General features: G+C 67.2%; 28 protein-coding genes and 1 riboswitch. Of the genes, 17 read left to right on the plus strand and 11 right to left on the minus strand.

Going from position 1 to position 25,288, the window contains the following annotated elements; all coding sequences use genetic code 11:
* Positions 1–9: 9 nt before the first annotated feature.
* Both ACIP90_RS14340 and ACIP90_RS14345 read right to left on the minus strand, forming a co-directional pair.
* A complete protein-coding gene (locus ACIP90_RS14340; protein WP_400580084.1) occupies positions 10–411 on the minus strand; it encodes a YccF domain-containing protein in 402 nt (133 codons plus the stop codon).
* Positions 412–474: 63 nt separating this feature from the next.
* On the minus strand, positions 475–1,071 hold the full coding sequence (locus ACIP90_RS14345; RefSeq protein ID WP_400580085.1) for a phosphoribosylanthranilate isomerase: 597 nt from the start codon (positions 1,069–1,071) through the stop codon (positions 475–477).
* Positions 1,072–1,256: 185 nt separating this feature from the next.
* Here ACIP90_RS14345 and ACIP90_RS14350 point away from each other — a divergent pair, with 185 nt between their 5' ends.
* The 6 genes from ACIP90_RS14350 (at position 1,257) to ACIP90_RS14375 (ending at position 5,316) form a co-directional block, all read left to right on the plus strand.
* Positions 1,257–1,910: a HutD family protein gene (locus tag ACIP90_RS14350; protein ID WP_400580086.1), complete on the plus strand. Its 654-nt coding sequence runs from the start codon at positions 1,257–1,259 to the stop codon at positions 1,908–1,910.
* Between the two features lie 76 nt (positions 1,911–1,986).
* Positions 1,987–2,517 (plus strand): ferritin, encoded by a 531-nt coding sequence (locus ACIP90_RS14355; RefSeq protein ID WP_400580087.1) that lies wholly within the window; start codon positions 1,987–1,989, stop codon positions 2,515–2,517.
* 85 nt (positions 2,518–2,602) lie between these two features.
* A riboswitch (guanidine-III (ykkC-III) riboswitch) is annotated at positions 2,603–2,668 on the plus strand.
* A gap of 10 nt (positions 2,669–2,678) precedes the next feature.
* Complete coding sequence (locus ACIP90_RS14360; protein ID WP_400580088.1) at positions 2,679–3,002, plus strand: DMT family transporter; 324 nt, start codon at positions 2,679–2,681, stop codon at positions 3,000–3,002.
* Positions 3,002–3,391, plus strand: coding sequence for a DMT family transporter (locus ACIP90_RS14365; protein ID WP_400580089.1), 390 nt, complete (start codon positions 3,002–3,004; stop codon positions 3,389–3,391). Before ACIP90_RS14360 ends, ACIP90_RS14365 begins: the two co-directional genes overlap by 1 nt.
* A 122-nt stretch (positions 3,392–3,513) precedes the next feature.
* Positions 3,514–4,533 carry an aldo/keto reductase gene (locus tag ACIP90_RS14370; RefSeq protein WP_400580090.1) on the plus strand — a complete coding sequence of 340 codons (1,020 nt, stop codon included), beginning with the start codon at positions 3,514–3,516 and terminating at the stop codon, positions 4,531–4,533.
* A 132-nt stretch (positions 4,534–4,665) separates the two neighbouring features.
* Positions 4,666–5,316, plus strand: coding sequence for an MBL fold metallo-hydrolase (locus ACIP90_RS14375; protein WP_400580091.1), 651 nt, complete (start codon positions 4,666–4,668; stop codon positions 5,314–5,316).
* Between the two features lie 94 nt (positions 5,317–5,410).
* Here the strand turns inward: ACIP90_RS14375 and ACIP90_RS14380 are convergent, their stop codons facing one another.
* Entirely contained in the window at positions 5,411–7,300 is a 1,890-nt protein-coding gene (locus ACIP90_RS14380; RefSeq protein WP_400580092.1) for a DEAD/DEAH box helicase, read from the minus strand.
* 499 nt (positions 7,301–7,799) lie between these two features.
* On the opposite strand from ACIP90_RS14380, the gene ACIP90_RS14385 reads away from it, so the two are divergent.
* Genes ACIP90_RS14385 through ACIP90_RS14405 form a run of 5 tightly spaced genes read left to right on the plus strand, consistent with a single transcriptional unit; the run spans position 7,800 to position 12,164 of the window.
* On the plus strand, positions 7,800–8,147 hold the full coding sequence (locus ACIP90_RS14385) for a molybdopterin oxidoreductase (protein ID WP_400580093.1): 348 nt from the start codon (positions 7,800–7,802) through the stop codon (positions 8,145–8,147).
* The gene (gene nirB / locus ACIP90_RS14390) at positions 8,147–10,660 is read left to right on the plus strand and encodes a nitrite reductase large subunit NirB (protein ID WP_400580094.1); all 2,514 of its coding nucleotides are present in this window, start codon (positions 8,147–8,149) and stop codon (positions 10,658–10,660) included. Before ACIP90_RS14385 ends, nirB begins: the two co-directional genes overlap by 1 nt.
* Complete coding sequence (locus ACIP90_RS14395; RefSeq protein ID WP_400580095.1) at positions 10,657–10,992, plus strand: Rieske (2Fe-2S) protein; 336 nt, start codon at positions 10,657–10,659, stop codon at positions 10,990–10,992. Before nirB ends, ACIP90_RS14395 begins: the two co-directional genes overlap by 4 nt.
* Before the next feature lie 50 nt (positions 10,993–11,042).
* Entirely contained in the window at positions 11,043–11,438 is a 396-nt protein-coding gene (locus ACIP90_RS14400; RefSeq protein WP_400580096.1) for a DUF1801 domain-containing protein, read from the plus strand.
* 3 nt (positions 11,439–11,441) lie between these two features.
* The gene (locus ACIP90_RS14405; RefSeq protein ID WP_400580097.1) at positions 11,442–12,164 is read left to right on the plus strand and encodes an SAM-dependent methyltransferase; all 723 of its coding nucleotides are present in this window, start codon (positions 11,442–11,444) and stop codon (positions 12,162–12,164) included.
* Positions 12,165–12,196: 32 nt separating this feature from the next.
* Here the strand turns inward: ACIP90_RS14405 and ACIP90_RS14410 are convergent, their stop codons facing one another.
* Entirely contained in the window at positions 12,197–12,547 is a 351-nt protein-coding gene (locus ACIP90_RS14410) for a metal-sulfur cluster assembly factor (RefSeq protein ID WP_400580098.1), read from the minus strand.
* 233 nt (positions 12,548–12,780) lie between these two features.
* Here ACIP90_RS14410 and ACIP90_RS14415 point away from each other — a divergent pair, with 233 nt between their 5' ends.
* Positions 12,781–13,359: a flavin reductase family protein gene (locus ACIP90_RS14415; RefSeq protein ID WP_400580099.1), complete on the plus strand. Its 579-nt coding sequence runs from the start codon at positions 12,781–12,783 to the stop codon at positions 13,357–13,359.
* 60 nt (positions 13,360–13,419) lie between these two features.
* Here ACIP90_RS14415 and ACIP90_RS14420 read toward each other — a convergent pair whose 3' ends face one another.
* The 3 genes from ACIP90_RS14420 to ACIP90_RS14430 all read right to left on the minus strand — a co-directional run bounded on the left by ACIP90_RS14420 (position 13,420) and on the right by ACIP90_RS14430 (position 16,670).
* A complete protein-coding gene (locus ACIP90_RS14420) occupies positions 13,420–14,004 on the minus strand; it encodes a ferritin (protein WP_400580100.1) in 585 nt (194 codons plus the stop codon).
* A gap of 177 nt (positions 14,005–14,181) precedes the next feature.
* Positions 14,182–15,543: an MFS transporter gene (locus ACIP90_RS14425; RefSeq protein WP_400580101.1), complete on the minus strand. Its 1,362-nt coding sequence runs from the start codon at positions 15,541–15,543 to the stop codon at positions 14,182–14,184.
* Between the two features lie 71 nt (positions 15,544–15,614).
* Positions 15,615–16,670: an Lrp/AsnC family transcriptional regulator gene (locus ACIP90_RS14430; protein WP_400580102.1), complete on the minus strand. Its 1,056-nt coding sequence runs from the start codon at positions 16,668–16,670 to the stop codon at positions 15,615–15,617.
* A gap of 113 nt (positions 16,671–16,783) precedes the next feature.
* Here ACIP90_RS14430 and ACIP90_RS14435 point away from each other — a divergent pair, with 113 nt between their 5' ends.
* Together ACIP90_RS14435 and ACIP90_RS14440 are read left to right on the plus strand one after the other, a co-directional pair.
* Positions 16,784–18,076 (plus strand): M20 family metallopeptidase, encoded by a 1,293-nt coding sequence (locus ACIP90_RS14435; protein ID WP_400580103.1) that lies wholly within the window; start codon positions 16,784–16,786, stop codon positions 18,074–18,076.
* Between the two features lie 23 nt (positions 18,077–18,099).
* Complete coding sequence (locus ACIP90_RS14440; protein ID WP_400580104.1) at positions 18,100–19,389, plus strand: MFS transporter; 1,290 nt, start codon at positions 18,100–18,102, stop codon at positions 19,387–19,389.
* Between the two features lie 18 nt (positions 19,390–19,407).
* Here ACIP90_RS14440 and ACIP90_RS14445 read toward each other — a convergent pair whose 3' ends face one another.
* On the minus strand, positions 19,408–20,748 hold the full coding sequence (locus ACIP90_RS14445; RefSeq protein WP_400580105.1) for an MFS transporter: 1,341 nt from the start codon (positions 20,746–20,748) through the stop codon (positions 19,408–19,410).
* A 201-nt stretch (positions 20,749–20,949) separates the two neighbouring features.
* Here ACIP90_RS14445 and ACIP90_RS14450 point away from each other — a divergent pair, with 201 nt between their 5' ends.
* Together ACIP90_RS14450 and trmB are read left to right on the plus strand one after the other, a co-directional pair.
* A complete protein-coding gene (locus ACIP90_RS14450) occupies positions 20,950–21,351 on the plus strand; it encodes a hypothetical protein (RefSeq protein WP_400580106.1) in 402 nt (133 codons plus the stop codon).
* Between the two features lie 83 nt (positions 21,352–21,434).
* Complete coding sequence (gene trmB, locus ACIP90_RS14455) at positions 21,435–22,382, plus strand: tRNA (guanosine(46)-N7)-methyltransferase TrmB (RefSeq protein WP_400580107.1); 948 nt, start codon at positions 21,435–21,437, stop codon at positions 22,380–22,382.
* Positions 22,383–22,421: 39 nt separating this feature from the next.
* On the opposite strand, the gene ACIP90_RS14460 is transcribed toward trmB, so the two are convergent.
* Positions 22,422–22,676, minus strand: a complete 255-nt coding sequence (locus tag ACIP90_RS14460; protein ID WP_400580108.1) for a hypothetical protein — start codon at positions 22,674–22,676, stop codon at positions 22,422–22,424.
* Between ACIP90_RS14460 and ACIP90_RS14465 the strand changes: the two genes are divergently transcribed.
* Entirely contained in the window at positions 22,581–23,408 is an 828-nt protein-coding gene (locus ACIP90_RS14465; RefSeq protein ID WP_400580199.1) for a DUF1206 domain-containing protein, read from the plus strand. The two genes, ACIP90_RS14460 and ACIP90_RS14465, sit on opposite strands and share 96 nt — an antisense overlap.
* Here the strand turns inward: ACIP90_RS14465 and ACIP90_RS14470 are convergent.
* Together ACIP90_RS14470 and ACIP90_RS14475 are read right to left on the minus strand one after the other, a co-directional pair.
* Complete coding sequence (locus ACIP90_RS14470; protein WP_400580109.1) at positions 23,405–24,175, minus strand: hypothetical protein; 771 nt, start codon at positions 24,173–24,175, stop codon at positions 23,405–23,407. The two genes, ACIP90_RS14465 and ACIP90_RS14470, sit on opposite strands and share 4 nt — an antisense overlap.
* A 7-nt stretch (positions 24,176–24,182) precedes the next feature.
* The gene (locus tag ACIP90_RS14475) at positions 24,183–25,250 is read right to left on the minus strand and encodes a hypothetical protein (protein ID WP_400580110.1); all 1,068 of its coding nucleotides are present in this window, start codon (positions 25,248–25,250) and stop codon (positions 24,183–24,185) included.
* Positions 25,251–25,288: the final 38 nt, after the last annotated feature.

Here is a 25,288-nt window from a genome sequence, read left to right on the forward strand (position 1 = left end):
CGGCCCGGGTCAGCGGTAGCTGGTCACGAAGGGCGCACTGGTAGGGACGATCTGCTTGCCCAGCGGCATGAGCGAGACAGGGATGAGCTTGAGGTTGGCGATGGCCAGCGGAATGCCGATGATGGTCACGGCCATGGCGATGGCCGTGACGACGTGCCCGATGGCGATCCAAATGCCGGCCACGAGGAGCCAGATCACATTTCCCAAGAGGGCGAACACTCCGTTTCCGCCGGGCTTGTCCACCACCATCCGGCCGAACGGCCAGAGCGTGTAGGAGGCGATCCGGAACGAGGCGATGCCCCAGGGGATGGTGACGATCAGCAGGCAGCAGACCACGCCGGCGAGGAAATAACCGATGGCCAGCCAGAGGCCTCCGAAAACGAGCCAAATGATGTTGAGGAGTGTCTTCATCTGTCCATTCTGCGGCCTGAGGTCTGCGGGCGCCTCGGGGCATGCCCTGAATTTAACCCTGAATCAGGCTTTCGCGGCCGTCACGAAGGCCCGGATCTTCGCCAGATCCTTGACGCCCCGGGACTGCTCCACGCCGGAGGAGACGTCGACACCCCAGGCCCCGGCAGCCCGCGCCGCTTCTGCAACGTTTTCGGCGTCCAGCCCTCCGGCAAGGATCCAGTTGCGTCCTTCCAGGCCCTTGGCGCGCATGGAGCCGTAGTCCCAGCTCTCCCCCGACCCGGGGACGGCGGCGTCAACGAGCAGCAGCTCTTCGCCCCAGTTTGCGAAGTCGTCCTGTGCGGCGCCCTTGGTGACGGCCCGGATGACTTTCATGCCGGCGTCGTGCGCGGTTTTGACGTCGTCCGGGGTGCGGTCACCGTGCAGCTGAATCCACTCCAGGCCCGCCGCGCGGGCTATCGCCACCGCATCTGCGGCCGGCTCGTGACGGAAAACGCCGACGGCGGCGACGCCGTCGGGAACGCTCCTGAGCAACTGCGTGACCTGCGCGGGGGAGACCACCCGGGGGCTGGCCGTCAGTATGAAGCCCACGGCGTCCGCTCCGGCATCCACCGCCTCCCGGATCGATTCAGGCGTACTCAGCCCACACACTTTGACGAACATTCACGGCTCCTAGCGTTGATGTGTCTCCGACGAACGAAGTCATCCTGCGCTGACTTTACGCGGGCGGAATGGCGGGGGCAACGAGGCCGGGCAACGAAGCCTCCCGCCCCAGCAGATGGCTGCGGCAGGTGCGTGCGGCGGGTGCTTGCAGGCGGGGCTCCGCGCGGCAAGGCTAGGCTGGGCGGATGGAGATCATTCGCTTCGCAGACCTCAGACCGCAGCCGTGGCGCAACGGAGGCGGCGTGACCAGGGAGCTGGTGAGCCATCCCCTGGCCGCGTCGGCGCAGGACGGCGCCTGGGACTGGCGGGTCAGCATCGCGGACATCACGAAGTCCGGAGATTTTTCGCCCTTCCCCGGCATGGAACGGGTGCTGACGGTGATCGAGGGCGAGCTCCTGCTCCTGAGCGTCGACGGTGGCGAACATCCTCTGGAGAAGTACCGGGCGTTCCGCTATTCCGGAGATGCGGGCTGCTCCGCCGCCCTGCCCACAGGCGATATCCGCGCCCTCAATGTCATCACCCGCGACGGCGCGTACAAGGGGTTCGCCTCGATCGTGGAGCTTTCCAAGAAGCGGGCCCACCCGCTGTTCGACGGGCAGCTGGGCATCCTGCTCCAGGGCGAGGCGACGGCGACCCCCGGCCCCGACCTTGAGGCATCCGGTGACGACCCCGAGGCCTCCGCTGACGAAGCGGGCACCGGCGGAAATGCCAGCCCGGGCGCTCCTCAGGCGCTCGGCCGCTATGACGCGGTAGTCGGTTCCCGCTCCCGGTCACCGGAAATTTTGGGCCGCGGGTTTTTGGCTGTGGTGTCCATCGACGCGGTCCCGGCCGGGCCCTGAACAGGGAAGCCTCCGCTTCCTTAGCCCAGCATTGCCACACTGGTTAGGCGGGACCGGCGGACCTAGACTCGGAGCCATGACGAAATCAAAGTTCAATGATCTCCTCTCGCTCCAGGTCGGCAACGAGTTCTCAGCCTCGCAGCAGTACATTGCGGTGGCCGTCTGGTTCGCCAACCAGGACCTCCCCCAGCTCGCGAAATACTTCTACCGGCAGTCGGTGGAGGAACGCAACCACGCCATGATGATGGTGCAGTACATGCTGGACCGGAACCTTCCCGTCTCCGTCCCCGGTGTGCCCAACGTCCGGAACGACTTCGCCTCCGTGACCGAGCCGCTGGCCCTGGCGCTGCAGCAGGAAAAGGAAGTCACCAAAAGCATCGAAAGCCTGTTCAGGGCAGCCCGGGCGGAGGATGACGCACTGGGCGAGCAGTTCATGCTCTGGTTCCTCAAGGAACAGGTCGAGGAAGTCGCTTCGATGAGCACTCTCCTCAATATCGCTGAGCGGGCGGAGAACCTCTTCGACATCGAGAACTTTGTCGCCCGGGAAACCATCGGCGACAGCGGGCATGACGCAGCTGCACCGGTGGCCGCCGGAGGCACACTCTAGGAGCTGCTGCCGTGGCGGGACACGCGCCGCGGTGAGGTAAACCACCAACGGTGGCACCCGCCGTCGGGCGTTGCTAGGGTGAAACCCAAGGTCCCTTTCCCGGGCCTCCGGACGACGGTTCAGTACCCGGCACGCGACAAGACTGGCCACAAGGAGCAGTCATGTCGTGGTTCATCCTCATTCTCTCCGGTGCCCTCGAGGCGGTGTGGGCCGCTGCGCTGCACCGTGCCTCCCAGTCCACCGGCCGGCGGCGGATCGCAGCCGCCGCGCTCTTTCTGGCCTCCGTTGTGGCCAGCACCGCTGGCCTGGCCCTTGCGATGCAGTCCATCCCCACCGGCACGGCCTACGCCGTTTGGGTCGGCGTCGGCGTCGTCCTGACCTCCGGCTACGCGATTGTCACCAGGGTGGAACGGCCGACGGCGGTGCGGATGCTGCTGCTCGGCGGGATCGCCGCGTGCGTGGTCGGCCTGAAGGTGGTGGCGTGATGACTGCGAACCAGATGTCCTCGGGAAAGCACCGCGCGGCCTGGTTCATGCTGCTGGTCTCCGCAGTTCTTGAGGCGGTGTGGGCCACAGCCTTGGGGCTGTCCGACGGCCTGACCCGCCAGGTGCCGTCCCTGGTGTTTGTCGTGGCCGCGGCGCTGAGCATGTGGGGCCTCGGCCTGGCGGTGAAGCGCATCCCGCTCGGCACGGCATACGCCGTTTGGGTGGGGATCGGCGCGGCGCTGACGGTCGGCTGGGCCATGGCCACCGGGGTCGAGCCTTTCAGCGTGCTCAAGGTGCTGTTTATTGCCGGGATCGTGGGCTGCGCGGCGGGCCTGAAGCTGCTCCCCGCCGGGACTGCGGGCGGGCCACGGCAGACACCGCACGGGTAGCCGGGTTAGCCGGGTGGAATATGCGGGGCGGAATATGCGGGGCGCCGCCAGGGTTCTTGGCTGGGAAAGCTGTTTACCAACAGACTGACCAAGATACTGCTGACGACGAGACGGAGATTGAGATGACGGACAACGCGGCAACATCGGTTCAGGCAGCATCGGTGCATCTGGGTGACGGCCTCCACGTCAGCCCCCTCGGCTTCGGCGGCATGGCCCTCACGCCCGTGTACGGCGAGGTGGACCCTGTAGAGGCCCTCCGGACCCTTCACCACGCGGTGGACGCCGGGATGAGCTTCATCGACACTGCTGACATATATGGCGGCGGCAGCAATGAGGAGCTGATCGGCCGGCTGCTCAAGGACCGCCGCAACGACGTCCAGCTGGCTACGAAATTCGCCCTCGTCGGCAACCCGCATGCCGGCTACAGAGACGTACGCGGAGACGCGCCCTACGTGAAGGCAGCCGTAGACCGCAGCCTGCAGCGCCTGGGGACGGACGTCATCGACTTGTACTACATGCACCGCCGGGACGTCCGGGTTCCGATCTCAGAAACCGTGGGGGCCATGGCCGAACTGGTCCGCGAGGGCAAGGTCCGGCATCTCGGACTGTCCGAAGTGACCGCCAGTGAACTCCGCGAGGCCAGCAGTGTCCACCCCATCGCGGCGGTACAGAGCGAGTGGTCCATCTGGAGCCGGGATGTGGAACGCAACGTGGTTCCGGCCGCGGCGGAGCTGGGCGTGGGCTTCGTGCCGTACTCTCCCCTGGGCAGGGGATTCCTCACCGGAACCGTCGACGCGGCGCAACTCGGCGACGACGACTTCCGGCGCAAGATCCCGCGTTTCGCCGAGGACGCAGCGGATGCGAACCGGGCGGTGGTGGCGGCCGTGCAGCTAGTGGCCACGGTGCTGGGGGCAACGCCGGCCCAGGTGGCGCTGGCTTGGCTGCTGGCCACCGGCCGGCGGCTTGGCCTCCCGGTGGTCCCGATCCCCGGCACGCGCAAAGCGCACCGCATCGACGAAAACCTGGGCGCACTGGCTGTGGAGCTGACGCCGGCGCAACTGGAAGCGCTCGACGCCGCCGCGGACGCCGTCGTCGGTTCCCGGTCCGCTGATCCTCAGTGGGTGTCTCTGGGCCGCGAATAAGCAACTCCCGGCATGGGTGCCGCGTACTGAACGCAGAAACGCCGCGGCCCTCCGCATTCCGATTCTGGAATCCGCGGAGGGCGCGGCGGCCCTGCAGGAGCGTCAGCGCTCAACCTTCGTAGACTGAGGCGCATGGACACGCTCATTCATTCACTCCGGGATATCACCATCCGCCGTATTTCCGTCAGCGAGATGGACAACAACGTGTACCTGCTGACCGCGAAGGAGTCAGGCGCACAGCTGCTGATCGATGCGGCGGATGACCTGCCGGCAATCCAAGATCTGCTCTCGGACGCTGCCGCCGACACCGCGGCCACGCCCAAGCTGGCCTTGATCGCCACAACGCACCAGCATTGGGACCACGTTCGCGCACTTCCGGAGCTTGTGGAAGCAACCGGGGCAAAAACGGCGGCGGGCACGGATGATGCTGCGGCGTTGCCGGTGGCGGTGGACGTGCTGCTGGACCACGGCGACGTCGGCACCTTCGACGGCTTCGACATCACGGCCGTGCACCTGCGTGGACACACCCCCGGCTCGGTGGCACTCGTCTACCAGGACCCGGCGGGGCCCGCACACATCTTCTCCGGTGACTCCCTCTTTCCGGGTGGCGTGGGCAACACCCAGAAGGACCCGGTAAGGTTCAGCCAGCTCATCGCCGACGTCAGCGAGCGGCTGTTCGATGTCTACCCGGATGACACCGTGGTCCACCCCGGCCATGGCAGTCCCACCACCCTTGGCGCGGAGCGTCCGCACCTGGCGGAGTGGCGCGCCCGGGGCTGGTGAGGCCGCTGCCCAAAGTGCCTGTCGCTGCGCAAAAAGCCGGACGCTGCGGAATTCCCGTAGCGTCCGGCTTTTTGGCTAGCGAAAAACAGTAACCTTAGCGGCCGCGGCGCTCGTTCGACGCCGGAGCCGAGGCGCGGCGGGGGCCGCTGCGGGCTGGCCGGCCGCCGCCGGAACGGCCATTTCCGCCGCCGGCGAAGGAGCCGCCCGAGGTGCCACCGGTGTTGGAGGACCAGACCGGGGCGCTTCCGCCCGACTTGCCGCCGGTTGCAGCGCGCTCGCCGCCCGTAGCGCCAGTGCGTGCACCGGATGCCGCGGCGCGCTGGCCCGTGGCCGGACGTCCGCCGCGCTGCCCGCCGGATGCGGGCGGGCGACCCGTGCCGCCGCGGGGAGCATCGCTGCGGGTGATGCGGGATTCAGAACGTCCGTCCGAACCGCGGCCGGCCGAGGAACGGCCACCTGCTGCGGGGACGTCGTTGCGGTGCGTCGACGCAGTGCCGCGGCCGCGGGCGTTGCGCCGTGCAGCAGCAGCTGCAATAGCGCGGTCCTCGTTCTGCTCTGCTACACGGTCGAATGCGGCGCGGGCTTCAGTGCGGCCTTCGAAAGCTGCTGCGCGGCGCTCGGCACGGGGAGCATCGGATCGGGCCGGCTCTGCGGAAACGCGACCGCGTCCGCCACGTCCGCCGCGGCCCCCGGCCGTGGGGGCGGCTTGGCGTCGGGCGCGCTTGCGCTCGGCGTTGGCCCCGGTGGAGGTGCCGCCGCCCTGCTGCTGCGCCTTGGCAGCGAGCAGTGCCGCGCGGGTGCGCGGATCGATCTTGTCGGCCATTTCGCCCACCAGTTCAGAAACCAGGGGTGAGTTGGCGGTGACGCGCTCGAAGTTGACCTCGACGCCGGCGGCCTTCATCAGCTTCTTGACGTCGGACTGCTGCTCGGGCAGGGTCAGCGTGACCACGGTGCCGTCGGAACCGGCGCGGGCCGTACGGCCTGAGCGGTGCAGGTAAGCCTTGTGCTCCGTGGGCGGGTCTACGTGGATAACCAGCTCGACGTCGTCCACGTGGACGCCGCGGGCGGCGACGTCTGTGGCCACCAGGACGCGGACGTCACCGTTGGAGAACTCGGCGAGGTTGCGGTCACGGGCGTTCTGCGAGAGGTTGCCGTGAAGATCGACGGCGGGGATCCCGGCGTCAGTAAGGGTCTTGGCCAGCTTCCGGGCGTGGTGCTTGGTCCGCATGAAGAGCACGCGGCGGCCGGCGCCCGAGGCGAGTTCGACGATCAGCTGCTTCTTGACGGTCTGGTCGTTGACCACCAGCACGTGGTGTTCCATGGTGGTCACCGCGGCCTGCGGATCGTCCACCGAGTGCGTCAGCGGGTTGGACAGGTAGCGCTGGACGATCTTGTCCACGCCGTTGTCCAGGGTGGCGGAGAACAGCAGGCGCTGGCCCTGGGTGGGGGTCATGTCCATGAGCTTCTTGACCACCGGCAGGAAGCCGAGGTCGGCCATGTGGTCGGCCTCGTCAAGCACGGTGATCTCGACGCCTTCGAGGGTCAGGATGCGCTGGCGGATCAGGTCCTCCAGGCGTCCCGGGCAGGCGATGACGATGTCGACGCCCGCGCGCAGGGCCTTCTCCTGGCGCGCCTGGGAAATGCCGCCGTAGATCACTGTGGTGTTCAGGCCGGCAGCCTTGGCCAGCGGCTCGATGGTGGCGTTGATCTGGGTGGCCAGCTCACGGGTGGGTGCAAGGACCAAACCCATCGGGCGGCCGGGCTTGCGAAAGTACGGTGCTTCGCGCTCGGCGAGGCGGGCCACCAGCGGGATGGCGAAGGCGATGGTCTTGCCGGAGCCGGTGCGGCCGCGGCCCAGGACGTCGCGTCCGGCCAGGGTGTCCGGCAGGGTCTTGACCTGGATGGGGAACGGGGTCTCGATCCCCTGTGCTGTCAGAGTGTCGGCAAGTGCTTTGGGCGTGCCGAGGGCAGCGAAAGTAGTCATGGGTTTCAAAGGTCTTTCAGGCGGTATCCATACGGATATCGGCCCCCGACGCCGGTTGGCACAGGGGTTCGCCGAAGAAAAGTCAGGTGATCAACCGGGCTGCTGCCAGTGATGCAATGCGGCAGTCGGGACCAAATAGAACGCGTTCATCGACGCAGGATGTGCCTCTCACGTGAAAAAACCCACTCCCTGCCGGATAAATCCTTCGGGGAAACCGGTTGATGAACCGGAACCGGTCAATCAAGACCAAAGTGGGCATCACTGCACATCAAGTTCCACCAGCTTAGCATCCGGCAGCACGCAGCCCCGACAAGGCGGCTCCCGCAACCGTTGGCGGGGACCTGACTTCAGCTGCCCGTACATTAGAAGTGAGGTGAAAAAGCCCGTGGTGAGAAAGGTGTTAAGCGGAAATTACACAGCCCGCAGGGGGCTGTAACACGGCGAGCGCAGGATGGCCCTATGCCGGGATAAGTGCACCACTCGCCGAAAGGGTCTGACCATGGTTCTGAAGAATCTCTTCCTCCAAGGAATCTTCCCGTTCAACGGAGCGGGGCTGGAAAAACCGGTTCCCATCCACAGCCAGCTTTCCCGCTATGTACCGGACGGCGTGATCAACCAGACGCTGTACTTCCGGGGAGGCAACTCCTCCGGGGAACTTATCACTGTCGTCCTGATGCGGGACGGCATCCCCATGCGCTACTTCCCCATCGGGGCCAAGAGCGACGTCCACGTTCCGCTGCGGGTGGTGGAGGACATCGAGGGCGGCTCGCTGATCGAGCTCAGGCTGCTGGCGGACACCGGCGTCAGCGGCTCCGTAGTGGTGGACCTCGGCATGGTGGAGCACTGATGACCACGCTGGCGAGCCGGGCCGCCCGGACCAAAACCGTTGACTCCCGCCGTCGCCTCGTGGTGATCGGCAACGGCATGGCCGGGGCGCGCGCCGTCGAGGAAATCCTGGCCCGCGGCGGCGGTCTGCAGTACAGGATCACCATGTTCGGCGACGAACCGTACGGCAACTACAACCGGATCATGCTCAGCCACGTCCTGTCCGGCGAGGAGGACACCGGCAACATCTTCCTCAACTCCTTGGCCTGGTACCAGGAAAATGACATCACCCTGCACGCGGGCGTCCGGGTGGAGAGGATCGACCGGTTCGCCAGGCTGGTATTTTCCGACGACGGCAGGGCAACCCCGTACGACGTCCTGGTGATCGCCACCGGCAGCCGCTCCCACCTGCCGCCGATGGACGGCTTGTACACGCCCGGTGGCCGCCTGCTGCCCGGGATATTCGCCTTCCGCACCATTGACGACACTCGCAACATGGTCGCGTACGCGCAGCAGGACCACCACCGCCGCGCGGTGGTGATCGGCGGCGGACTCCTGGGGCTGGAAGCCGCGCGCGGGCTGCAAAGCCACGGCATCGACGTCGACGTGGTGCACTCCGGCGGCCATCTTATGAACGCGCAGCTGGGACCCGACGGCGGCGCGGTCCTGCGCGGCAGCGTCGAAGCACTCGGCATCCGCGTGCACACGGGCAGCCGCACCACGGCAATCCTGGGCGGGGACAAAGTGAGCGGCGTCCGATTGCGGGACAAGCCGGACATCGGCTGCGACATGGTGGTGGTGGCGGCCGGCATCCGCCCCAACGTGGAAGTGGCGGTCACCAGCGGCCTGCCGGTGGAGCGGGCCATCGTGGTGGACGACCACATGCGCGTGCCGGACGAGGAGGACATCTACGCGGTGGGGGAATGCGTCCAGCACCGCGGCGAGGTGTACGGCCTGGTGGCACCGCTGTGGGAGCAGGCCGCCGTGCTGGCGGACCACGTGACGGGCGCTGACCCGAAAGCCACCTATCTGGGGACCCGGACCGCCACCAAGCTCAAGGTGGCGGGCGTCGACGTCGCGTCCATGGGGCTGCAGGCCCCCGAACGGGAGACGGACGAACACGTGGTGTTTTCTGAACCCAGCCGCGGCGTCTTCAAGTCGATCGTGATCCGGGACGGCAAAATCGTGGGCGCCACACTGCTCGGGGACAGCCGCAAGGTGGCATATCTGACGCAGGCGTTCGACCGCGGCCTCCCGCTTCCGGAGGAGCGCGTCTCGCTGCTGTTCGACGTCGGCGGGCCGGCTGAGGAGGCGGGAGTGGCTGAACTCGCCGGCGACTCGCAGGTCTGCAACTGCAACGGGGTCAGCAAGCAGGCGCTGGTGGATACGGTGAAGGGCGGCTGCAGCACGCTGGCCGGGGTCATGGACGCGACCCGGGCGGGCAAGGGCTGCGGCTCCTGCAAGCTGCTGGTCCGGCAGGTGGTGGAGTGGGCCGCGGACGGGGCCGTCGGGGAGGACCCGGCCGCCACGTACTACGTGCCGGGCGTTCCGCTGGAGAAAGCGGACCTGATGAAGGCCATCCGCGAACAGGGGCTGCGGTCCGTGTCGGCAGTCTTCGCGGCTCTGGCTCCAGGCGGCGCCGAGGACGCCAAATCCAAGATGGCCCTGGCGTCGCTGCTGAAGATGATGTGGGCCGGTGAGTACATCGATGAGCGGGACGCCAGGTTCGTGAATGACCGCGTCCACGCCAATATCCAGCGCGACGGCACGTTCTCCGTGGTGCCGCAAATGAAAGGCGGCGTCACGTCGCCGGCGCAGCTCCGCCGGATCGCCGACGTGGCGGACAAGTACAGCATTCCCCTGGTGAAACTGACGGGCGGGCAGCGGATCGACCTGCTGGGCGTCCCCAAGGAGGACCTGCCCAAGGTCTGGGCCGATCTCGACATGCCGTCCGGTTACGCCTACGGCAAGAGCTTCCGCACCGTGAAAACCTGCGTGGGGCAGGAGTTCTGCCGCTTCGGAACCGGTGATTCCACGAAGCTGGGCGTCGAGATCGAGTCGAGGTTCCAGGGCATCGAGTCGCCGGCGAAGCTGAAGCTGGCCGTGTCCGGATGCCCGCGGAACTGTGCCGAATCGCTGGTGAAGGACGTGGGCGTGGTGGCCGTGGAAGGCGGACGCTGGGAGATCTATGTGGGCGGCGCCGCCGGAGCACACATCCGCAAGGGTGACCTGCTCGCCACCGTGGACGATCCCGAGACGGTCAAGCTGCTGACGGGCCGCTTCATGCAGTACTACCGCGAGCGGGCCAACTGGCTGGAACGGACCTACGCCTTTGTGCCGCGGGTCGGGATCGAGCACCTCCGCTCGGTGATCGTGGAGGATTCCGAAGGAATCGGCCCGGAACTGGACGCCGCCATGCAGCAGTCCATCGACGCCTATGTGGACCCCTGGACGGAACGCAACGATCCCCTCACCCCTGGGCAGTTCCGCACCTCGCTTCCCCTCACGGTCCTCCCCCAGGTGCCGGTCCGATGAGCGCCGGGGCTGGTCCTGTGTCAGGCGGCGTGCACGTCCTCGGCCCGCTCGAGCAGGTACCCGTTGGCGAGGGACGCGCCTTCGGGGTGGCCGGTGAGCAGGTGGCGGTGTTCCGGCTCCGGGACGGCTCCCTCCGGGCAGTGTCAGCCATATGCCCGCACAAAGGCGGGCCGATCGCCGACGGCACCATCGACCGGTCCGTGGTGATATGCCCGCTGCACCAGCACTCCTTCGAACTCGATACAGGCTGCTCTACCACCGGCGCCGGGCCGCTGCGCAGCTATTCGGTAAGAGAGGACGGCGCGGGCAACATCGTCCTGCAGCTCCCCTGACGCCCCCTGACACCTAGTTGGGCGTGGGGTTCTGTGGCAGGGTGATACCCATGCACTACACCGCCGATCCGCGCGTGGACGCCTACATCGATGCCCTGCCGGAGTGGCAGCAGGCAGTGTGCCGGCAGGTCAGGGAGCTGGTCCATGCCGCCGATCCGGAGGTCACCGAAACCATCAAGCGCACGCGCCAGCCGTACTTTGAACTGCAGGGGAATGTCTGCGCCCTGCTGGCGGCCAAGGACCACGTGAACGTGTTCCTGTACGACGGCGGGCTGACGCCGGACCCGGAACACCTCATCACCGGCGGGCACGGGAACAAGACCGGCCGGACGGTGGCCTTCTACGAGGGGGAAGCGATCAACGCGCCGGCCCTGCTCGAGATGTTCAGGTCGATCATCGCCAACAACCGCGCCGGCGGCTGGCGCCGGATCCAGAAGGGCCAGTAACCGATGAGCGATGAGCAGCACTCCCCCGGCGGGCAGGCAGAACCAACAGACGACGGCGCCGCCCGCCTTTGGGACGAGATGTACCGCAGCCGCGCCCGCGTCTGGAGCGGCCGGCCGAATCCGCAGCTGGTCGTGGAAGCAGCCGGGCTCACGCCTGGAACGGCCCTGGACCTCGGCTGCGGAGAAGGGGCCGATGCCCTGTGGCTCGCCGAACGGGGCTGGACGGTGACCGCGGTGGATGTGTCCGCCGTCGCGCTTGAACGGGCGGCCGGACGCGCAGCGGAATCCGGGGCGGGCCACCGCGTCACCTGGCTGCAGCGGGACCTGGAAACGTGGGCTCCGGACGTGCAGTTTGACCTGGTCTCCGCGCAGTTCCTGCACTCCACGGAAATGCCCTGGCAGCGGTCGCACAGGATCGCGGCGGACGCCGTGCGGCCCGGCGGGACCCTGCTCGTCGTGGGTCACCATCCGGACGGGCTGCCGCCTTGGGCGAGCCACCGCAACAGCAGCCACGGCGCCGACGCGCCGGACGGCCACGGGACGGGCGGCCACGGGACAGGGCGATACTTCACGCCCGGGCAGCTCGTGGCGGAACTCGGCATCGCGCCGCCGGAGTGGGACGTGGAGGTGGCCGAAAGCCGGGAACGCGAGGCGTCGGGCCCGGACGGGCAGATGGCCATCCTCGCCGACGCCGTCGTGCGCGCCACCCGGCTGCCGCTGCAGTAGGCGGCGGGCCGGGCCGACGGTCCGCCCAGGTTCTATGCTTTGAATCCTCGCATCTGGGCCCTGCCCTCTTCAGTGATCTTTTCCGGTCCCCACGGAGGCATCCAGACCCAGCTCAGTCGCCATCCGTCAACGACTCCGTCCAGCGCCCTGGCAACCTGCTCCTCGATCAGCTCCGTCAACGGAAAGGCAGGCGAGGTCAGTGTGATCCTGATCAGCAGCGTGCTGTCGCACTCATATTCCAGGCCGTAGACGAGCCCGAGATCGACAACGTTCACACCCAGTCCGGGGTCAACAACACCCTTGAGGGCCCTTATGACATCCTCGATGGGCGCGGCGGCCGGGCTCACCGCTTGTGGCGTCGGCCTGAACTCTGTTTCTGACATCGACCCGGGACCTTCTATTACGTCATGCGTTTGTCACGCAATTCAAAGATCTTGATACAGTCTTCCGAAGGAGGAAGGTAAGCCTTACCTAAGCGCCTTCCTCCTGATCGTAGTTGGGAAGCGGTGCGATGAAAACACCCAGTCTCAAGCGGTGGTGTGCCAGGGGTGGGCCTTCACCGCGGTCGAGCAGTGGAGACGCACCGCTTTCGTCCGCCAAACCCCAAGGACCTTTTATGGCAATCCAGTACGCCCTCGCAGCCTCCAGGCCGCGTCATGGGGCCACGAGCCTCTCTTCCGACATGCCCAGCATCGATGATTTCAAGGCGGCTTTCGGCAACCATCCGGCCGGCGTCGCCATCATCACCGCCCAAGGCGCCAGCGGACCGGTGGGGCTGACGGCCAGTTCGGTCTTTTCCGTCTCGCTCAATCCGCCGCTCCTGGCGTTTTCACTCTCCGCGCAGTCATCGTCGGCGCATGCAATCCGCAAGGCCGGGACCCTCGTGGTGCATCTGCTCGGCGCAGACCAGATTGGTCTTGCGAAAACTTTTGCCACCGGCGGCATCGACCGCTTTGAGGACACGTCCGCCTGGTCCCGTTTGGTCACGGGTGAGCCCGTTCTCCCCGCGGCCGATGCCTGGCTGCGAGGGACCATCGTCAACGAGATGCATGCCGGTGACTCCGTAGTGGTCGCGATGCGTGTGCTCCAGGTCAACGTCCGCTCCGCTGGGGACGGGGTTGCCGGGCCGTCCCGGCCGCTCGTGTACCACCACCGTTCCTGGCACTCACTCAGCCCTGGCTCCATGGTCAGTTAGGACACCACTGCCCGCGGCCGGCCTCAAGACCGGCCGCCTGCTGCCGCTCGGGATGGGCTGTCAGAGCGTCCCTCCGGCGGCTTCCGGTGTTCCGGAGTCGTGGCCCCCGTGCCCGCCGTGGTGTCCGTGATGACCGCCATGATGGCCGCCGGGGCGACCGTGATCGCCGACGCGTTCGCGGGCGAGGAAGTTTTCGATGTCGAAGAGGTTGTCCGCGCGCCGGGCGATGTTCAGCAGCGTCGTCATCGAGGCCACTTCCTCGACCTGTTCCTTGAGGAACCAGAGCATGAACTGTTCTCCGAGGGCGTCGTTTTCCGCCCGTGCCGCGGCAAACAGTTCTTTGATGTTCTCGGTGACTGCCTGTTCCTGGGCGAGGGCAAGGGCCAATGGCTCCTCTACATTGTTGAAGTCATTGCGGACCGGTTCCACGCCGGGGATGGGGATCTTCAGCCCGCGGTCCAGGATGTAGCGGACCATCATCATGGCGTGGTTTCGTTCTTCCAGCGATTGACGGTAGAAATGTTTGGCCAGCTGGGGCAGGTCCTGGCCGTGAAACCAGACGGCAATGGCGATGTACTGCTGGGAAGCGGCGAACTCGTTGCCGACCTGGTGGGCCAGCAGATCATTGAATTTAGCGTTACGCATCGGAGTCTCCTCGGGTCGATGTTGAAAGGCTGGTTCGGTGTTGAAACGCTGTCCAGCGCCCGGGCCGGGGCTGCAGGCGGGCCCTGCAATGAGAATCCTCCGCCGCCAGCCCGGGGTCAATACGTCTCCATTACCTGGTTTCAGCAGCGGTTCCGTCGTGGGTCAGGCGGTCCGGAATCAGTCGGCGACACGGGGCGCTGTGACCACCGCGGCGGCGGCGATCACCGCCGTCAGGGCGAAAACTCCGGCGAAGGAAGCCGCCGTCGTCGTGAATGCAGTGAACACGATGCCTGTGGCGGCGAGCGCCAGGGCACCGCCGAGGGAGTCCGCAATGGACATCGCGGAGCTGTTGAAGCCTTCCGTGTCCGGCGCGGACAGTGCGAGTGTCATGACGCTCAGCCGCGGATACATCAGCCCCATACCGCCGCCGGCGAGAATCCATCCGGAAATCGCGACGGCGGCCGGCCAGCCAAACGCTGTCGTCACCAGGGCGAGGACGATGGCGGACAGCACCAGCAGCGAACCGATCCGCACCGCGACGGGGCTGCCGAGCCGGTTTCCCAGCCGGCCCTGAATGCCCGAGGCGGCTGCCCACGCGAGCGCGCCGCCGGTCAGGGTGAGGCCGGCGAACGTCGGCGCGAAGGCATAGCGCTCCACCAGCAGGTACGGCAGGTAAACCTCGGCGCCAAAAAACCCGGCGGACGCCAAACCACGGGTGAGGATCACGCTCGGCAGGCCCCGGCGGGCAACCAGCGTGCCGGGCGGCACCAGCGGCCTGACGGCCAGCAGCGCAACGACGACGGCGGTGCAGGCCACGACAGCCCCGGCCGCCGGAACGGCGGAGGACAGGTTAAGGCCCAGCACGGCTAACGCCGCGAGCGCAGCCCAGGCAAGCCTCCGGAATGCCCAGGGCGCCGGCTGGTCTTCGGGCCCCGAGCGGACGCCCCGCAGGGCAGGGACGAGCATGGCCAAGGCCGGGATGACCAGGCCCACCACGCCCAGGAACACCCACTGCCACCCGGCCAGCTGCGCCACGAGGCCCGCAGCGAAGGGCCCCACAAGGGAGGGGATGACCCATGCTGCAGAGAAGGCCGCGAAGATTTTGGCGTGCAGCCCGGGCGGGTAGGCCCTGGCCACCACCACGTATAGGGCCACCGTCATGGCCCCGCCGCCGAAGCCCTGGACCAGCCGGCCCGCCACGAGAACCGCCATGCTGCCGGCGGTGCCGGCAATCAGCAGGCCGAGCACGAACACCGCCACCGACACATAGAGCGGGGCGAGGGGGCCGCGCCGGTCGGACCAGTTGCCCGCGCCCACCATGCCGATCACCCCCGTGGCCAGCGGCCCGGCAAACGCGAGGGCGTACAGGTTGGCGCCGTCGAGCTCGCGGCTCACGAGCGGCATGATGGTGGTGACCGCCAGTGATTCGAAGGCGGCAAGGAACACAAGGGCGCACGATCCCACGGTCACCAGAAGATAGGGGTGCCGGAGGATCCCGGCGGCGGGGGCGGCGGAGAGCGGCGGAGCGGATTCGTGCACGGCAGCCTGATCGGTAGTCGGTTGGTACGGGGTAGCTTGCCACAGGACGGCGCCGATGTGGAGCAAGCCGGCTAGTCCGCGAGCTCCAGGCCGTGGGCATCCACGACGACGGCCCCGCTGGCCGTGGAGTCCTCGTTCAGCATCCAGCCCACCCGTTTAACCGTGGACAGCATGACGACGCTCTCTACCAGTTCGATGCCGGGCACCCTTTGCTGCAGGGCGAGCTCGGCGTCCATGACGTCGGCCAGGGACTGCAGCCACATGATGATCACGAAGTTGGTGGGGCCTGTCGTCGAGGCGCTGAGCCGCACATTCCGGATGGACCGAATGCTCGCGGCGGCGGCTTCATGCTGGCCCGCAGGCACGTTGACGAACCACTGGCAGGTCACCGGAAACGACGAGTATCGCTGCGCGACCTCGCACCGCAGGGACAGGATGCCGCTGGCCAGCACCCGGTTCAGCTGACGCTGGACGGTGGCAGGATTGCGGCCCAGGGCCCGGGCAATGTCGGCCGCCGTGGCCCGTCCGTCCCTGGCCAGATACGGCAGCAGGTCCAGGTGGCTTGCCGGCAGCGGCTCCCGCGCAGCGCCAGTCCGGTCCGGCTGCGAAGGTGCGGGCCGGGCGAACGCCTGGAGGGCAGCCTGCTGCGCACGGCTCAGAACGTTCAGCCGCCAGGTGTCAGCGCCGGTGTGAAGTCGTGTGCAGAGGGCCGTCTGGTACTTCACCAGTCCCTCTGTTTCCTTCAGCCGGGACACCACTTTGGTGCTGAAGTCCTCCAGGGAGCGGGTAACGACGGTCAGCATCAGATCGCGGTTGCTGGCCGCCTCCTCCACGGTGACCACCTCCGGCAGCGCAGCAAGACTGGCCGTGACCTGTTGCCGGCGGTCCATTTCGCAGTCCACAGCCACGAAGGCGAGACACATCTGCTTCGGGTCTCCGATCAGATGTGCCGTGGTCCACGAGGCGCCGGCCGCCCGCAGCCTGTCCCAGCGGGCGGCAAGCGTCGTGGCGTGGACGCCGAGAATGCCCGAAGCGTCCGACCAGCTGATCCGCGGCGCGATCTGCAGGGTGTTGATAAGTGCCAGGTCTTCCTCGCTGAGCTCCACGGCAGCCCCTTCATGATGCATGATTCCTGCGATTATCGTCTTGGCCTGCATTTTTCCAGCACTTAGACCGGTTGTGAAGCAGGTCACCCCAGAATAGAGCGAGACCGAGTAAGCCGAAGTCAAAGGGAGTACACGTGCCGATTGCCGCAGACGCCAGGGAAATGCAGGGAGACCTCGCCAGTCTCCGCCACAACTTGCACCGGGAGCCGGAAATCGGCCTCGAGCTGCCGCGGACGCAGGAAAAAATCCTCAAGGCCCTGGACGGTTTGCCCTTCGAGATCACCTTGGGCCAGGACACGACCTCGGTCACGGCGGTCCTGCGCGGCGGAGCCCAGGTTGGAGACGGGGAGGGGGCTACGGCCGGCGACTGTGCTGCGGCCCGACGCCCGGCAGTTCTCCTCCGCGCGGACATGGACGGGCTGCCCGTCCAGGAGAAGACCGGCGTGGACTACACCTCCAAAATCGACGGCGCCATGCACGCATGCGGCCATGACCTCCACACGTCCATGCTCGCCGGAGCCGCCACGCTGCTGGCGGAACGGCAGCACCAGCTGCCAGGCGACGTCGTGCTGATGTTCCAGCCGGGCGAGGAAGGCTTCGACGGCGCCAGCTACATGATCCGCGAAGGCGTGCTGGACGCCCCGGGCCGCCGGGTGGACGCAGCATACGGCATGCACGTGTTTTCCTCCCTCGAACCCCACGGCACGTTCTGCACCAAACCGGGCGTCATGCTCAGCGCTTCCGACGGGCTGGTGGTCACGGTACTCGGCGCCGGCGGCCACGGCTCCGCCCCGCACTCGGCCAAGGACCCGGTGACCGCCGCCGCCGAGATGGTGACGGCCCTGCAGGTCATGGTTACCCGGCAGTTCAACATGTTCGACCCCGTGGTCCTGTCCGTGGGGGTGCTCCACGCCGGCACCAAGCGCAACGTCATCCCGGAAACGGCCCGCATCGAGGCAACCATCCGCACGTTCTCGGAAAAGTCCCGGCAAAAGATGATGGACGCCGTGCCCCGGCTGCTCAAGGGAATCGCAGCAGCGCACGGCCTCGGCGTTGACGTGGACTACCAGCAGGAATACCCCCTCACCATCACCAACGAGGATGAAACACACACCGCCGAAAAGGTCATCACGGGACTCTTCGGCGACTCCAGGCTTTCGCGCTGGGCCACCCCGCTCAGCGGTTCCGAGGACTTCTCCCGCGTCCTCGCGGAGGTGCCCGGCACCTTCATCGGCCTGAGCGCGGTGCCCCGGGACACAGACCCTGCCACGTCCCCGTTCAACCACTCACCGTACGCAACGTTCGACGACGGAGTCCTCGCTGACGGAGCCGCCCTCTATGCGGAACTCGCCATCTCGCGGCTGGCCACGCTGGCTGCCGCCCCGGCGGCGGCAGCGGCCGCCCTTTCCGCCTCCTCAGCTTCCTAAGCCCAGCCCCACCAGGAGAAACCATGACCACCACCATCAACCACCAGCGAGCAGACCGGGCGTCCACCCGAAGGACTGTGGTCGGCACTGGCATCGGCAACGCCGTCGAATGGTACGACTGGGCCATTTACGCCACCTTCACGCCGTTCATCGCGAGCCAGCTGTTCAGCAAGTCGGACCCGGCCTCGGCGGTGCTGTCCACCTTGGCGATCTTCGCCGTCGGCTTCGTGGCCCGGCCGTTCGGCGGGTTCCTCTTCGGCTGGATCGGCGACAGGGTGGGCCGCAAGGCCTCCATGACGCTCGCCGTCGGGCTCGCCTCCCTGGGCAGCCTGATGATCGGCATCGCGCCGACGTTCGCAGCCGTTGGCGCGTGGGCATCACTGATGCTGCTGGTGGCCCGGCTGGTGCAGGGCATGGCGCACGGAGGTGAGCTGCCGTCGTCGCAGACCTATCTTTCCGAGATGGCACCCAAGGAACACCGCGGCTTCTGGGCCACCCTGATCTATACCTCGGGCACCGTCGGCATCCTGTTCGGGACGCTGCTGGGGGCGGTCCTGAACATGGCGCTGAGCACCGAGGTGATGAACGCCTGGGGCTGGCGGATCCCCTTCCTCATCGGCGCCGTGATGGGCCTGTACGCGCTGATCATGCGAGCCAGGCTGCACGAGACGGACGTCTTCGAGGGCGAGACTGTCACCGAGAAGCGCGCCCCGATCTGGCCGCAGATCGTCCGGCACCGCAAGCAGGCCCTGCAGGTCATCGGCCTGACGGTCGGGCTCACGGTGATCTACTACATCTGGGGCGTCGTGGCTCCGAGCTACGCGACTACGGCCCTGAAGATCGATCGCGGCGAGGCACTGTGGGCAGGCGTCATCGGCAACATCGTATTCATCGCCGCACTGCCGTTCTGGGGCAAGCTCTCCGACCGGATCGGCCGCAAGAAGGTGCTGTGGTCCGGCGCCATCGGCTCAGCCGTGATGCATTTCCCGATGACCTGGCTGCTGAAGGATTCGGCGTGGCAGCTCGCCGTCGGCATGTCCGTGATGCTCATCTTCATCGCCGCGAGCGCCGCGATCGTGCCCGCCGTTTACGCAGAGCTGTTCCCGACGAGCATCCGGACCGTGGGCGTGGGAGTGCCCTACTCCATCTGCGTGGCGCTGTTCGGCGGAACAGCCCCTTACCTGCAGCAGTGGCTCGGCACGTCGCTGCGCATGCCCGACCTGTTCAACGTTTATGCGGTGGTGCTGCTGGCCGTCAGCGCGGCGTTCGTCTTCACACTCCCGGAGACCAAGGGCAAGGACCTGGCGCACTAAAGACAGTCTCAAGGCGGGTCAGATGAAGCGGTTGCGGCCTGCCCGGTAGCCGAAGGCGGCCGCAAGCAGGCCCACTGCGAGGAACAGCACTCCGGCCGCCGCGAACGAGCCGGTGCTCTGGTGCAGCTGGCCTACGAGGAGTGTCCCCGTGGAGCCCAGCCCGTAGCCCACCCCCTGCATCATGCCGGAGAGGTGGGCTGCGGCATGCCCGTTCCGGGTGCGGAGCATGATCATGGTCAGGGCCACCGCGGTGAGGCTGCCCTGGCCCAGGCCCAGGAGTCCGGTCCACACCCAGATCAGCTCCAGCGGGCCGAAGATGCTCAAGGCGAAGCCGCCCCCGGTCATGAGCGCCACGACCATGTTGATGGCCCGCTGATCCCGCAGCCTCGCTGCCAGCGCCGGGGCGAACAGCGAGCCGAGCATCTGCAGGACGATCGAGGCGGAGACCATCAGCCCCGCCGTTCCGCCGTCGATGCCGCGCTCCCGCAGAATCGGCGCCAGCCAGGCGAAGACGCTGAACGACATCATGGACTGCAGCACCATGAAGATGGTGACCTGCCAGGCGACCGCGGAGCGCCACACGTTCAGGCCGTCGTGCACGGCGTTCTGCCGGCCGTGGCGTTGACGGATCGCGACCGGAAGGAATAGAAGTAGGACGACGGCGGCCGGCACTGTCCAGAACCACAGCGCGGCGGTCCACTGACCGGTCGCGCTGAAAACCGGATAGGTGAAACCAGCCCCCAGGGCCGCTGACGCACAAATGGCCGTGGTGTAGAGCCCGCCCATCAGGCCGAGCCGGTGCGGGAAGTCACGCTTCACCAACCCGGGCAGCAGTACATTGCACAGCGCAATCGCCGCTCCGCACGCCGCCGTGCCTGCGAGCAGGGCGGGCAGGTGCCCCCCGCCCGGAACAGCCGCGGGCCTGGCCAGCAGCCCGGCCGTCAGGACGGCCATGGCCCCCAGCAGGACGCGCTCGGCACCGAATCTTCTCGCCAGGACGGGGGCCAGCGGGGCGAACACGCCCAGCAGAGTCACCGGGACGGTGGTCAGTACCACCACTGCCCAGCCCGGCAGGCCGGCGCCGGACGTTATTTCGGGGAGCACTGCCGAAAAGCTGGAGAACACAGTGCGCAGGTTCAGCCCGATCAGCACCAGGCAGAGGCCAAGGTATGCCAGCCCCCGGCGACCGCCGACGTGCGTGGGCTCTGCGGACGGGACGTCGTCCACCTCGGCATCCACGAGCGATCCGGACACGGCACCCAGGGCGGGCCGGGGCGCGCCGTTCTTCACTGTCCTGTTCTTCACTGTCCCGTTCTTCGCTGTCCCGTTCTTCGCTGCCCCGCTCTTCCCACCGGTCATCCGGCCATTCTTGCAGGGGCCGGCGCCGCGTGAGCGCCACGCCCCCGGACCGCCACACGGCTATATCCCCGGGCCGGTAGCGGTGCCCGAAGGGTTATCCACATACAAAAGAACACCGGTTACGGCTGTCGATGGCCCGGAATTAGTGTGGCTCCAATAACGGGCCGAGGCACCGCCCACCCGCCTACCACTGGGAGAACCATGAGCATTCCGTGTGCTCCCAAGGTCCCCGACCATCCCAGGCCGTCACGGGGCCGGGCGGCATCGGAAGGCACGGGCGAAGGTGGGGCGAGCGTCGTGTTTGGTGCGCTGGTGCTGCCCAGCATGCTCCTGACTATCGTGCCCAGCATGTTGGCCATGCTGTTCACCCGCCCCGACACCGGCAGCAACGGCCTGGAGTGGGTGGCGGCGGCAGTCTTCTGGAGCCTGCCCACATTTTTCGGGCTGCTGGCCGCCCTCTTCGGCATCCTTGCCGTGAGGCGGCATCAGCGCGACACCTCGGCGTGGAGCGCCGGCGTGGCAGGACTCTGGCTCGTGGGGACGCAAGCTGCCTTCGTCCTTCTCCCAGGGGCCATCCACGTTGTTGTCACAGCCCTGCCGTGAACGCCCATCCTGTATGTTCGGGGGCGCCCCCACTGCCGATGCCGGCGGCGTCCGGCGCCGCGAACTCCACTATTCTGGAGATGATGAGTGAAACCCCAGATTCCCCCCGGCCGCCGGAGAACCAGACACCTGAGAATCCCAGGACGCCGAGGCCCGTCACGCCCGGCAGCCAGGCCTCATTCGGCACCTACGGCGGACGGCCCGTCAGTTTCGTGCGCCGCGGAACACGCCTCCAGGGCCGCCGGCAAGCCGCCTGGGAAGAACACTCGGACCGCTGGGCAGTGGACGTCCCGCGCCACGTGGCCAACACCTCGGTCCACCCGGACTACACGTTTGACGCGGAGACCGAGTTCGGCCGGAAAGCACCGCTGATCGTTGAGATCGGATCGGGACTTGGCGATGCCGTCTGCCACGCCGCCGAGCAGAACCCGGACACGGACTTCCTCGCTGTCGAGGTCTACACCCCCGGGTTGGCCAACACCATGATCAAGATCAACAGCAAGGGCCTCACCAACGTCCGTGTGGTGGAGGCCAACGCGCCTGAAGTACTCGCCACCATGCTTCCGCCTGGATCGGTGAGCGAGCTGTGGATCTTCTTCCCGGACCCCTGGCACAAGTCGCGCCACCACAAACGCCGGCTCATTCAGCCCGAGTTCGCCGAGCTGGCCGCCAGGGCCGTGAAGCCCGGCGGACTGTGGCGAATCGCGACCGACTGGTCCAATTACGCCGTGCACGTGCGCGATGTGCTCGCCGGTTCCACGGCGTTCGTCAATATGCATGATGGTGAACGCAGGGGGCCCGAGAGCCCGCTCACCCACGTCTGGCAGACGGGCGTCGAGTCGCTCGTGGGCGGCGCCCCGGTGAAGGAAGGCCGGGCGCCGGTCAGCACCGAGCACACGGGACCCAACGAGGGTATCGATGAAACCGGTGGCTGGGCGCCGCGGTTTGAGGGCCGCATCCGCACGAGCTTTGAGAACAAGGCGCACGAGGCCGGCCGTATGATCTTCGACCTCTGCTACCGGCGGGTCTGACGCCGCCCCGGAGCCTGGTCCGGGGAACATCTGCGGGCCCTATGCGGGGCACAGTTCCGGGGCACAGACGCGGCGCTTGGTTGCGCGCAGCCCCATCTGTTGTGCAGCCTCTGCCCGTGGCACGATGGGGAATGTGGCGGGTAGCCGCGGGAGACGCATGAGCCATGCCGGCGCGAAGGAACGATCATCAAACGAGAACTGCAGGGCGCGGCAGACAAAGCCGAAGAGGTCACCAACTCCCGCGCACTCGAGCTGCTGGCCCGGGCAGGGTTTGCCGTCAGCGGCGTGCTCCATTTTTTAGTGGGGACGATCGCCATCGGGCTGGCAGTGGGAAAGAGCGGCCGGGCTGACGTCAGCGGGGCTGTCGCAGAATTGGGCAGCCAGCCCTTCGGGCCCCTGCTGCTGTGGGCCAGCTTCGCCGCCTGCGTGGCCCTGGCACTCTGGCAGGCCAGTGACGCCATCTTTGCCTACCAGAACCTTCCGTCCAAGGACAAAATAGTCAAGAAGCTCAAGGCCGCCGGCCAGGCGGTGGTCTACGCCGCAATGGCTGTTTCACTCGCCGCGTTCGCGCGAGGCAGCGGCAGCGACAACCGGGAATCCACGAGTGACATGACCGTGGGTCTCCTGAAGGCACCGGGCGGCCTCCTGCTCCTGATTGTTGTCGGGGCAGCAGTAGCCGTCACCGGAGTCGTCTATGTGCTCCGTGGATTCCAGAGGAAGTTCGAGCGGCACATCCGCATGCCTGCATCACCGTCGGCACGCAAGGGTATTACGCGCCTGGGCATCGCCGGCTACGCGGCCAAAGGCGTCGCCCTCTTCGTGACGGGCCTGCTCGTCATCACCGCCGCAGCCACGCTCCGCCCCGAACAATCCACCGGACTCGACGGCGGCCTCCGGGCGCTGCGCGAACAGCCCTTTGGCATCTACCTGCTCGCCGCCGTGGGGGCAGGGCTCATCTGCTACGGCGTTTTTATGGTGGTTCGGGCCAGGCTCGGCCGCATGGAATCCCAGCGCCACGGGACCTAAGGCTTGAAGTCATCGTGCAGCACGATGCGCGAAAGCTCCACTTCGCCACCCGGAGTCTTCCAGTAGTGCAGCCGCCGTGCCGACGCCACGCTTCGTTCAATGGATGCGCGAAAGCATCTGGCACCGTCCTCGCGCTGAATCTGGGCCGCATCACCGCCACCTGTGGCGCGCAGGGGATGCACCTCCCTGGCCGAGCTCCGCTCCGCGAGACCGCTCAACACTTCCACCACCGCTTTCAAGGCCTTAGGCACGGCGCCCTGCTCCGTCCGTGAATACAGTGAGGCGGCGAAGTCGGGACCCACGCTGTACGCCCCTGGAAGTGGAAACCTGGACTTGTCCTCGCCGGGAACGTTACGTACCCAGGCCAGATAAATATCGTGCCGGACGCGGTCATCCGCTGTTTCGAAGGCATCTGTTGAGTCTTCACGGGACCGCTTCAGAGCCTGCTGCATTTCACGGTTGCGCGCGCGAAGCGTGCGCAGGTCCTCCAGCTGTTTGGCGTTCTTTGCTGCCAGTCCAGCCCGCAGCCCGTCACTGGCCGCCGCTTGCCGTCGCTCCAGCTCCAGCTCCGCCCGCAGGGCTGCGACCTCGCGTTCCAGCCGAAGAAGCTCCGGCCCGGCGCTGCTCCCCGCCTTGACCAACTCCTGGAGCCGGGCCACCTCAGCCTTCTCGGTGGCAAGGGAGAGCTGCACCGTGATCAGAGCGGGCGAAGGAATGTCGGGGGCGCGTCCTGCCGTGGCCGGCCGAACCGGTTCCCCTGCAGCCACCGGAGTTTCATCGATCCCGGTGCCCACGCGTTCCAGCAGGTGTCTTCCTGCCTGCAGCCAGGGAGTCCCGCCCAGCAGCAGCCCGGGGGGACGCCCGGACCTCCCCATCATCACCAACATCGATGAGGGAAAGAACAACGGCGCCCTTCACCCTGAGGAACCGGACAACCACCACTTCCCCCTCCGTCACCAAAGTGTCTGCGGTGTCCAGAGGGTTCGACGACATCCGCTCCAGGGGAACTGGCCACCTGCAGCCGGGGAAAAGGTTGAGCGTGGCCGCCTTGCCGGTCACCTCCTCCACCAGCGCAAGCACCAGGTCACCGGAGGAATAGAGATCTGTGAGCCGGGGAACCACTTTCAGCGCACTGACGTCCAGGGTCCTGGCACCGGCATCGTACAGCCCGGACACGGCTTGGCCTTCAGCCAGCATCCAGTCCAGGCGCACGGCCGGCAGGAGTTGCTCGCGCTGGATCGTGCAGCGCCGGCCGTCTGACAACTCCACGATGGCACGGGACCCACCGCTCGCAAAGGCCTTGACCACGCCGTCCATCTTTTCCGCGCGCTGCGGCACGACCGCCGGCGGCGGCGATGACGTAAGCCGTCCCAGCACGTCGTCAATGATCTCCTCCGCTGCCTGTACAGCAGCATCCGGACTCTGTGCCATCCAGAGCGGGCTTCTGTACACATCCTGAATCCAGTCGAGGTCCGCGGAATAGACCCGGGCGGCGTTTCCGTAAACATGGGCACCGGGAGGCAGCGCGTCACCGAGCCTGTAGGTCTCGGGGCCGTTTTCGAGGTAATAGACATCGGCGAGATCCCCCACTTCACGGGCGATATGCTCGACGTCGATCCTGTTCCGGGGCTGGCCGGGATGCCAGGCAATCACCGCTGCCGGCCGCACCCGGCCGGCTGACATCAGAGTCCGTGCGAGCTGCTCCCCGGAGGCCACAACTTCGTAGGAGCCGCCCGCATAATCACGCTGGGGATGGCCGCGGTTACCTGGCCGCCGGCCCACGGCGGCGCGGTTCCTGTACTCCCGGCTGCTGTGGCCGTGATCCCCGCCGCGCTGCTCCATCGAGTCCCCTTCGTCCTGGACTCCAGTAGAACACCCGG

Origin of the sequence: Arthrobacter sp. NPDC093139, from assembly GCF_044754165.1 — a bacterium.
Taxonomy (GTDB): Bacteria; Actinomycetota; Actinomycetes; order Actinomycetales; family Micrococcaceae; genus Arthrobacter.

Excerpts from the sequence above, each read along its gene's own strand:
- ACIP90_RS14475 (WP_400580110.1), bottom strand. The coding sequence starts at position 25,250 with ATGGAGCAGCGCGGCGGGGATCACGGCCACAGCAGCCGGGAGTACAGG.
- ACIP90_RS14380 (WP_400580092.1), bottom strand. The coding sequence starts at position 7,300 with ATGACTACTTTCGCTGCCCTCGGCACGCCCAAAGCACTTGCCGACACT.
- ACIP90_RS14440 (WP_400580104.1), top strand. The coding sequence starts at position 18,100 with ATGACCACCACCATCAACCACCAGCGAGCAGACCGGGCGTCCACCCGA.
- ACIP90_RS14360 (WP_400580088.1), top strand. The coding sequence starts at position 2,679 with ATGTCGTGGTTCATCCTCATTCTCTCCGGTGCCCTCGAGGCGGTGTGG.
- ACIP90_RS14370 (WP_400580090.1), top strand. The coding sequence starts at position 3,514 with ATGACGGACAACGCGGCAACATCGGTTCAGGCAGCATCGGTGCATCTG.
- nirB (WP_400580094.1), top strand. The coding sequence starts at position 8,147 with ATGACCACGCTGGCGAGCCGGGCCGCCCGGACCAAAACCGTTGACTCC.
- ACIP90_RS14410 (WP_400580098.1), bottom strand. The coding sequence starts at position 12,547 with ATGTCAGAAACAGAGTTCAGGCCGACGCCACAAGCGGTGAGCCCGGCC.
- ACIP90_RS14375 (WP_400580091.1), top strand. The coding sequence starts at position 4,666 with ATGGACACGCTCATTCATTCACTCCGGGATATCACCATCCGCCGTATT.
- ACIP90_RS14350 (WP_400580086.1), top strand. The coding sequence starts at position 1,257 with ATGGAGATCATTCGCTTCGCAGACCTCAGACCGCAGCCGTGGCGCAAC.
- ACIP90_RS14400 (WP_400580096.1), top strand. The coding sequence starts at position 11,043 with ATGCACTACACCGCCGATCCGCGCGTGGACGCCTACATCGATGCCCTG.
- ACIP90_RS14385 (WP_400580093.1), top strand. The coding sequence starts at position 7,800 with ATGGTTCTGAAGAATCTCTTCCTCCAAGGAATCTTCCCGTTCAACGGA.
- ACIP90_RS14450 (WP_400580106.1), top strand. The coding sequence starts at position 20,950 with ATGAGCATTCCGTGTGCTCCCAAGGTCCCCGACCATCCCAGGCCGTCA.
- ACIP90_RS14430 (WP_400580102.1), bottom strand. The coding sequence starts at position 16,670 with ATGCATCATGAAGGGGCTGCCGTGGAGCTCAGCGAGGAAGACCTGGCA.
- ACIP90_RS14365 (WP_400580089.1), top strand. The coding sequence starts at position 3,002 with ATGACTGCGAACCAGATGTCCTCGGGAAAGCACCGCGCGGCCTGGTTC.
- trmB (WP_400580107.1), top strand. The coding sequence starts at position 21,435 with ATGAGTGAAACCCCAGATTCCCCCCGGCCGCCGGAGAACCAGACACCT.
- ACIP90_RS14340 (WP_400580084.1), bottom strand. The coding sequence starts at position 411 with ATGAAGACACTCCTCAACATCATTTGGCTCGTTTTCGGAGGCCTCTGG.
- ACIP90_RS14345 (WP_400580085.1), bottom strand. The coding sequence starts at position 1,071 with ATGTTCGTCAAAGTGTGTGGGCTGAGTACGCCTGAATCGATCCGGGAG.
- ACIP90_RS14445 (WP_400580105.1), bottom strand. The coding sequence starts at position 20,748 with ATGACCGGTGGGAAGAGCGGGGCAGCGAAGAACGGGACAGCGAAGAAC.
- ACIP90_RS14415 (WP_400580099.1), top strand. The coding sequence starts at position 12,781 with ATGGCAATCCAGTACGCCCTCGCAGCCTCCAGGCCGCGTCATGGGGCC.
- ACIP90_RS14460 (WP_400580108.1), bottom strand. The coding sequence starts at position 22,676 with ATGGAGCACGCCGCTGACGGCAAACCCTGCCCGGGCCAGCAGCTCGAG.
- ACIP90_RS14420 (WP_400580100.1), bottom strand. The coding sequence starts at position 14,004 with ATGCGTAACGCTAAATTCAATGATCTGCTGGCCCACCAGGTCGGCAAC.
- ACIP90_RS14395 (WP_400580095.1), top strand. The coding sequence starts at position 10,657 with ATGAGCGCCGGGGCTGGTCCTGTGTCAGGCGGCGTGCACGTCCTCGGC.
- ACIP90_RS14355 (WP_400580087.1), top strand. The coding sequence starts at position 1,987 with ATGACGAAATCAAAGTTCAATGATCTCCTCTCGCTCCAGGTCGGCAAC.
- ACIP90_RS14405 (WP_400580097.1), top strand. The coding sequence starts at position 11,442 with ATGAGCGATGAGCAGCACTCCCCCGGCGGGCAGGCAGAACCAACAGAC.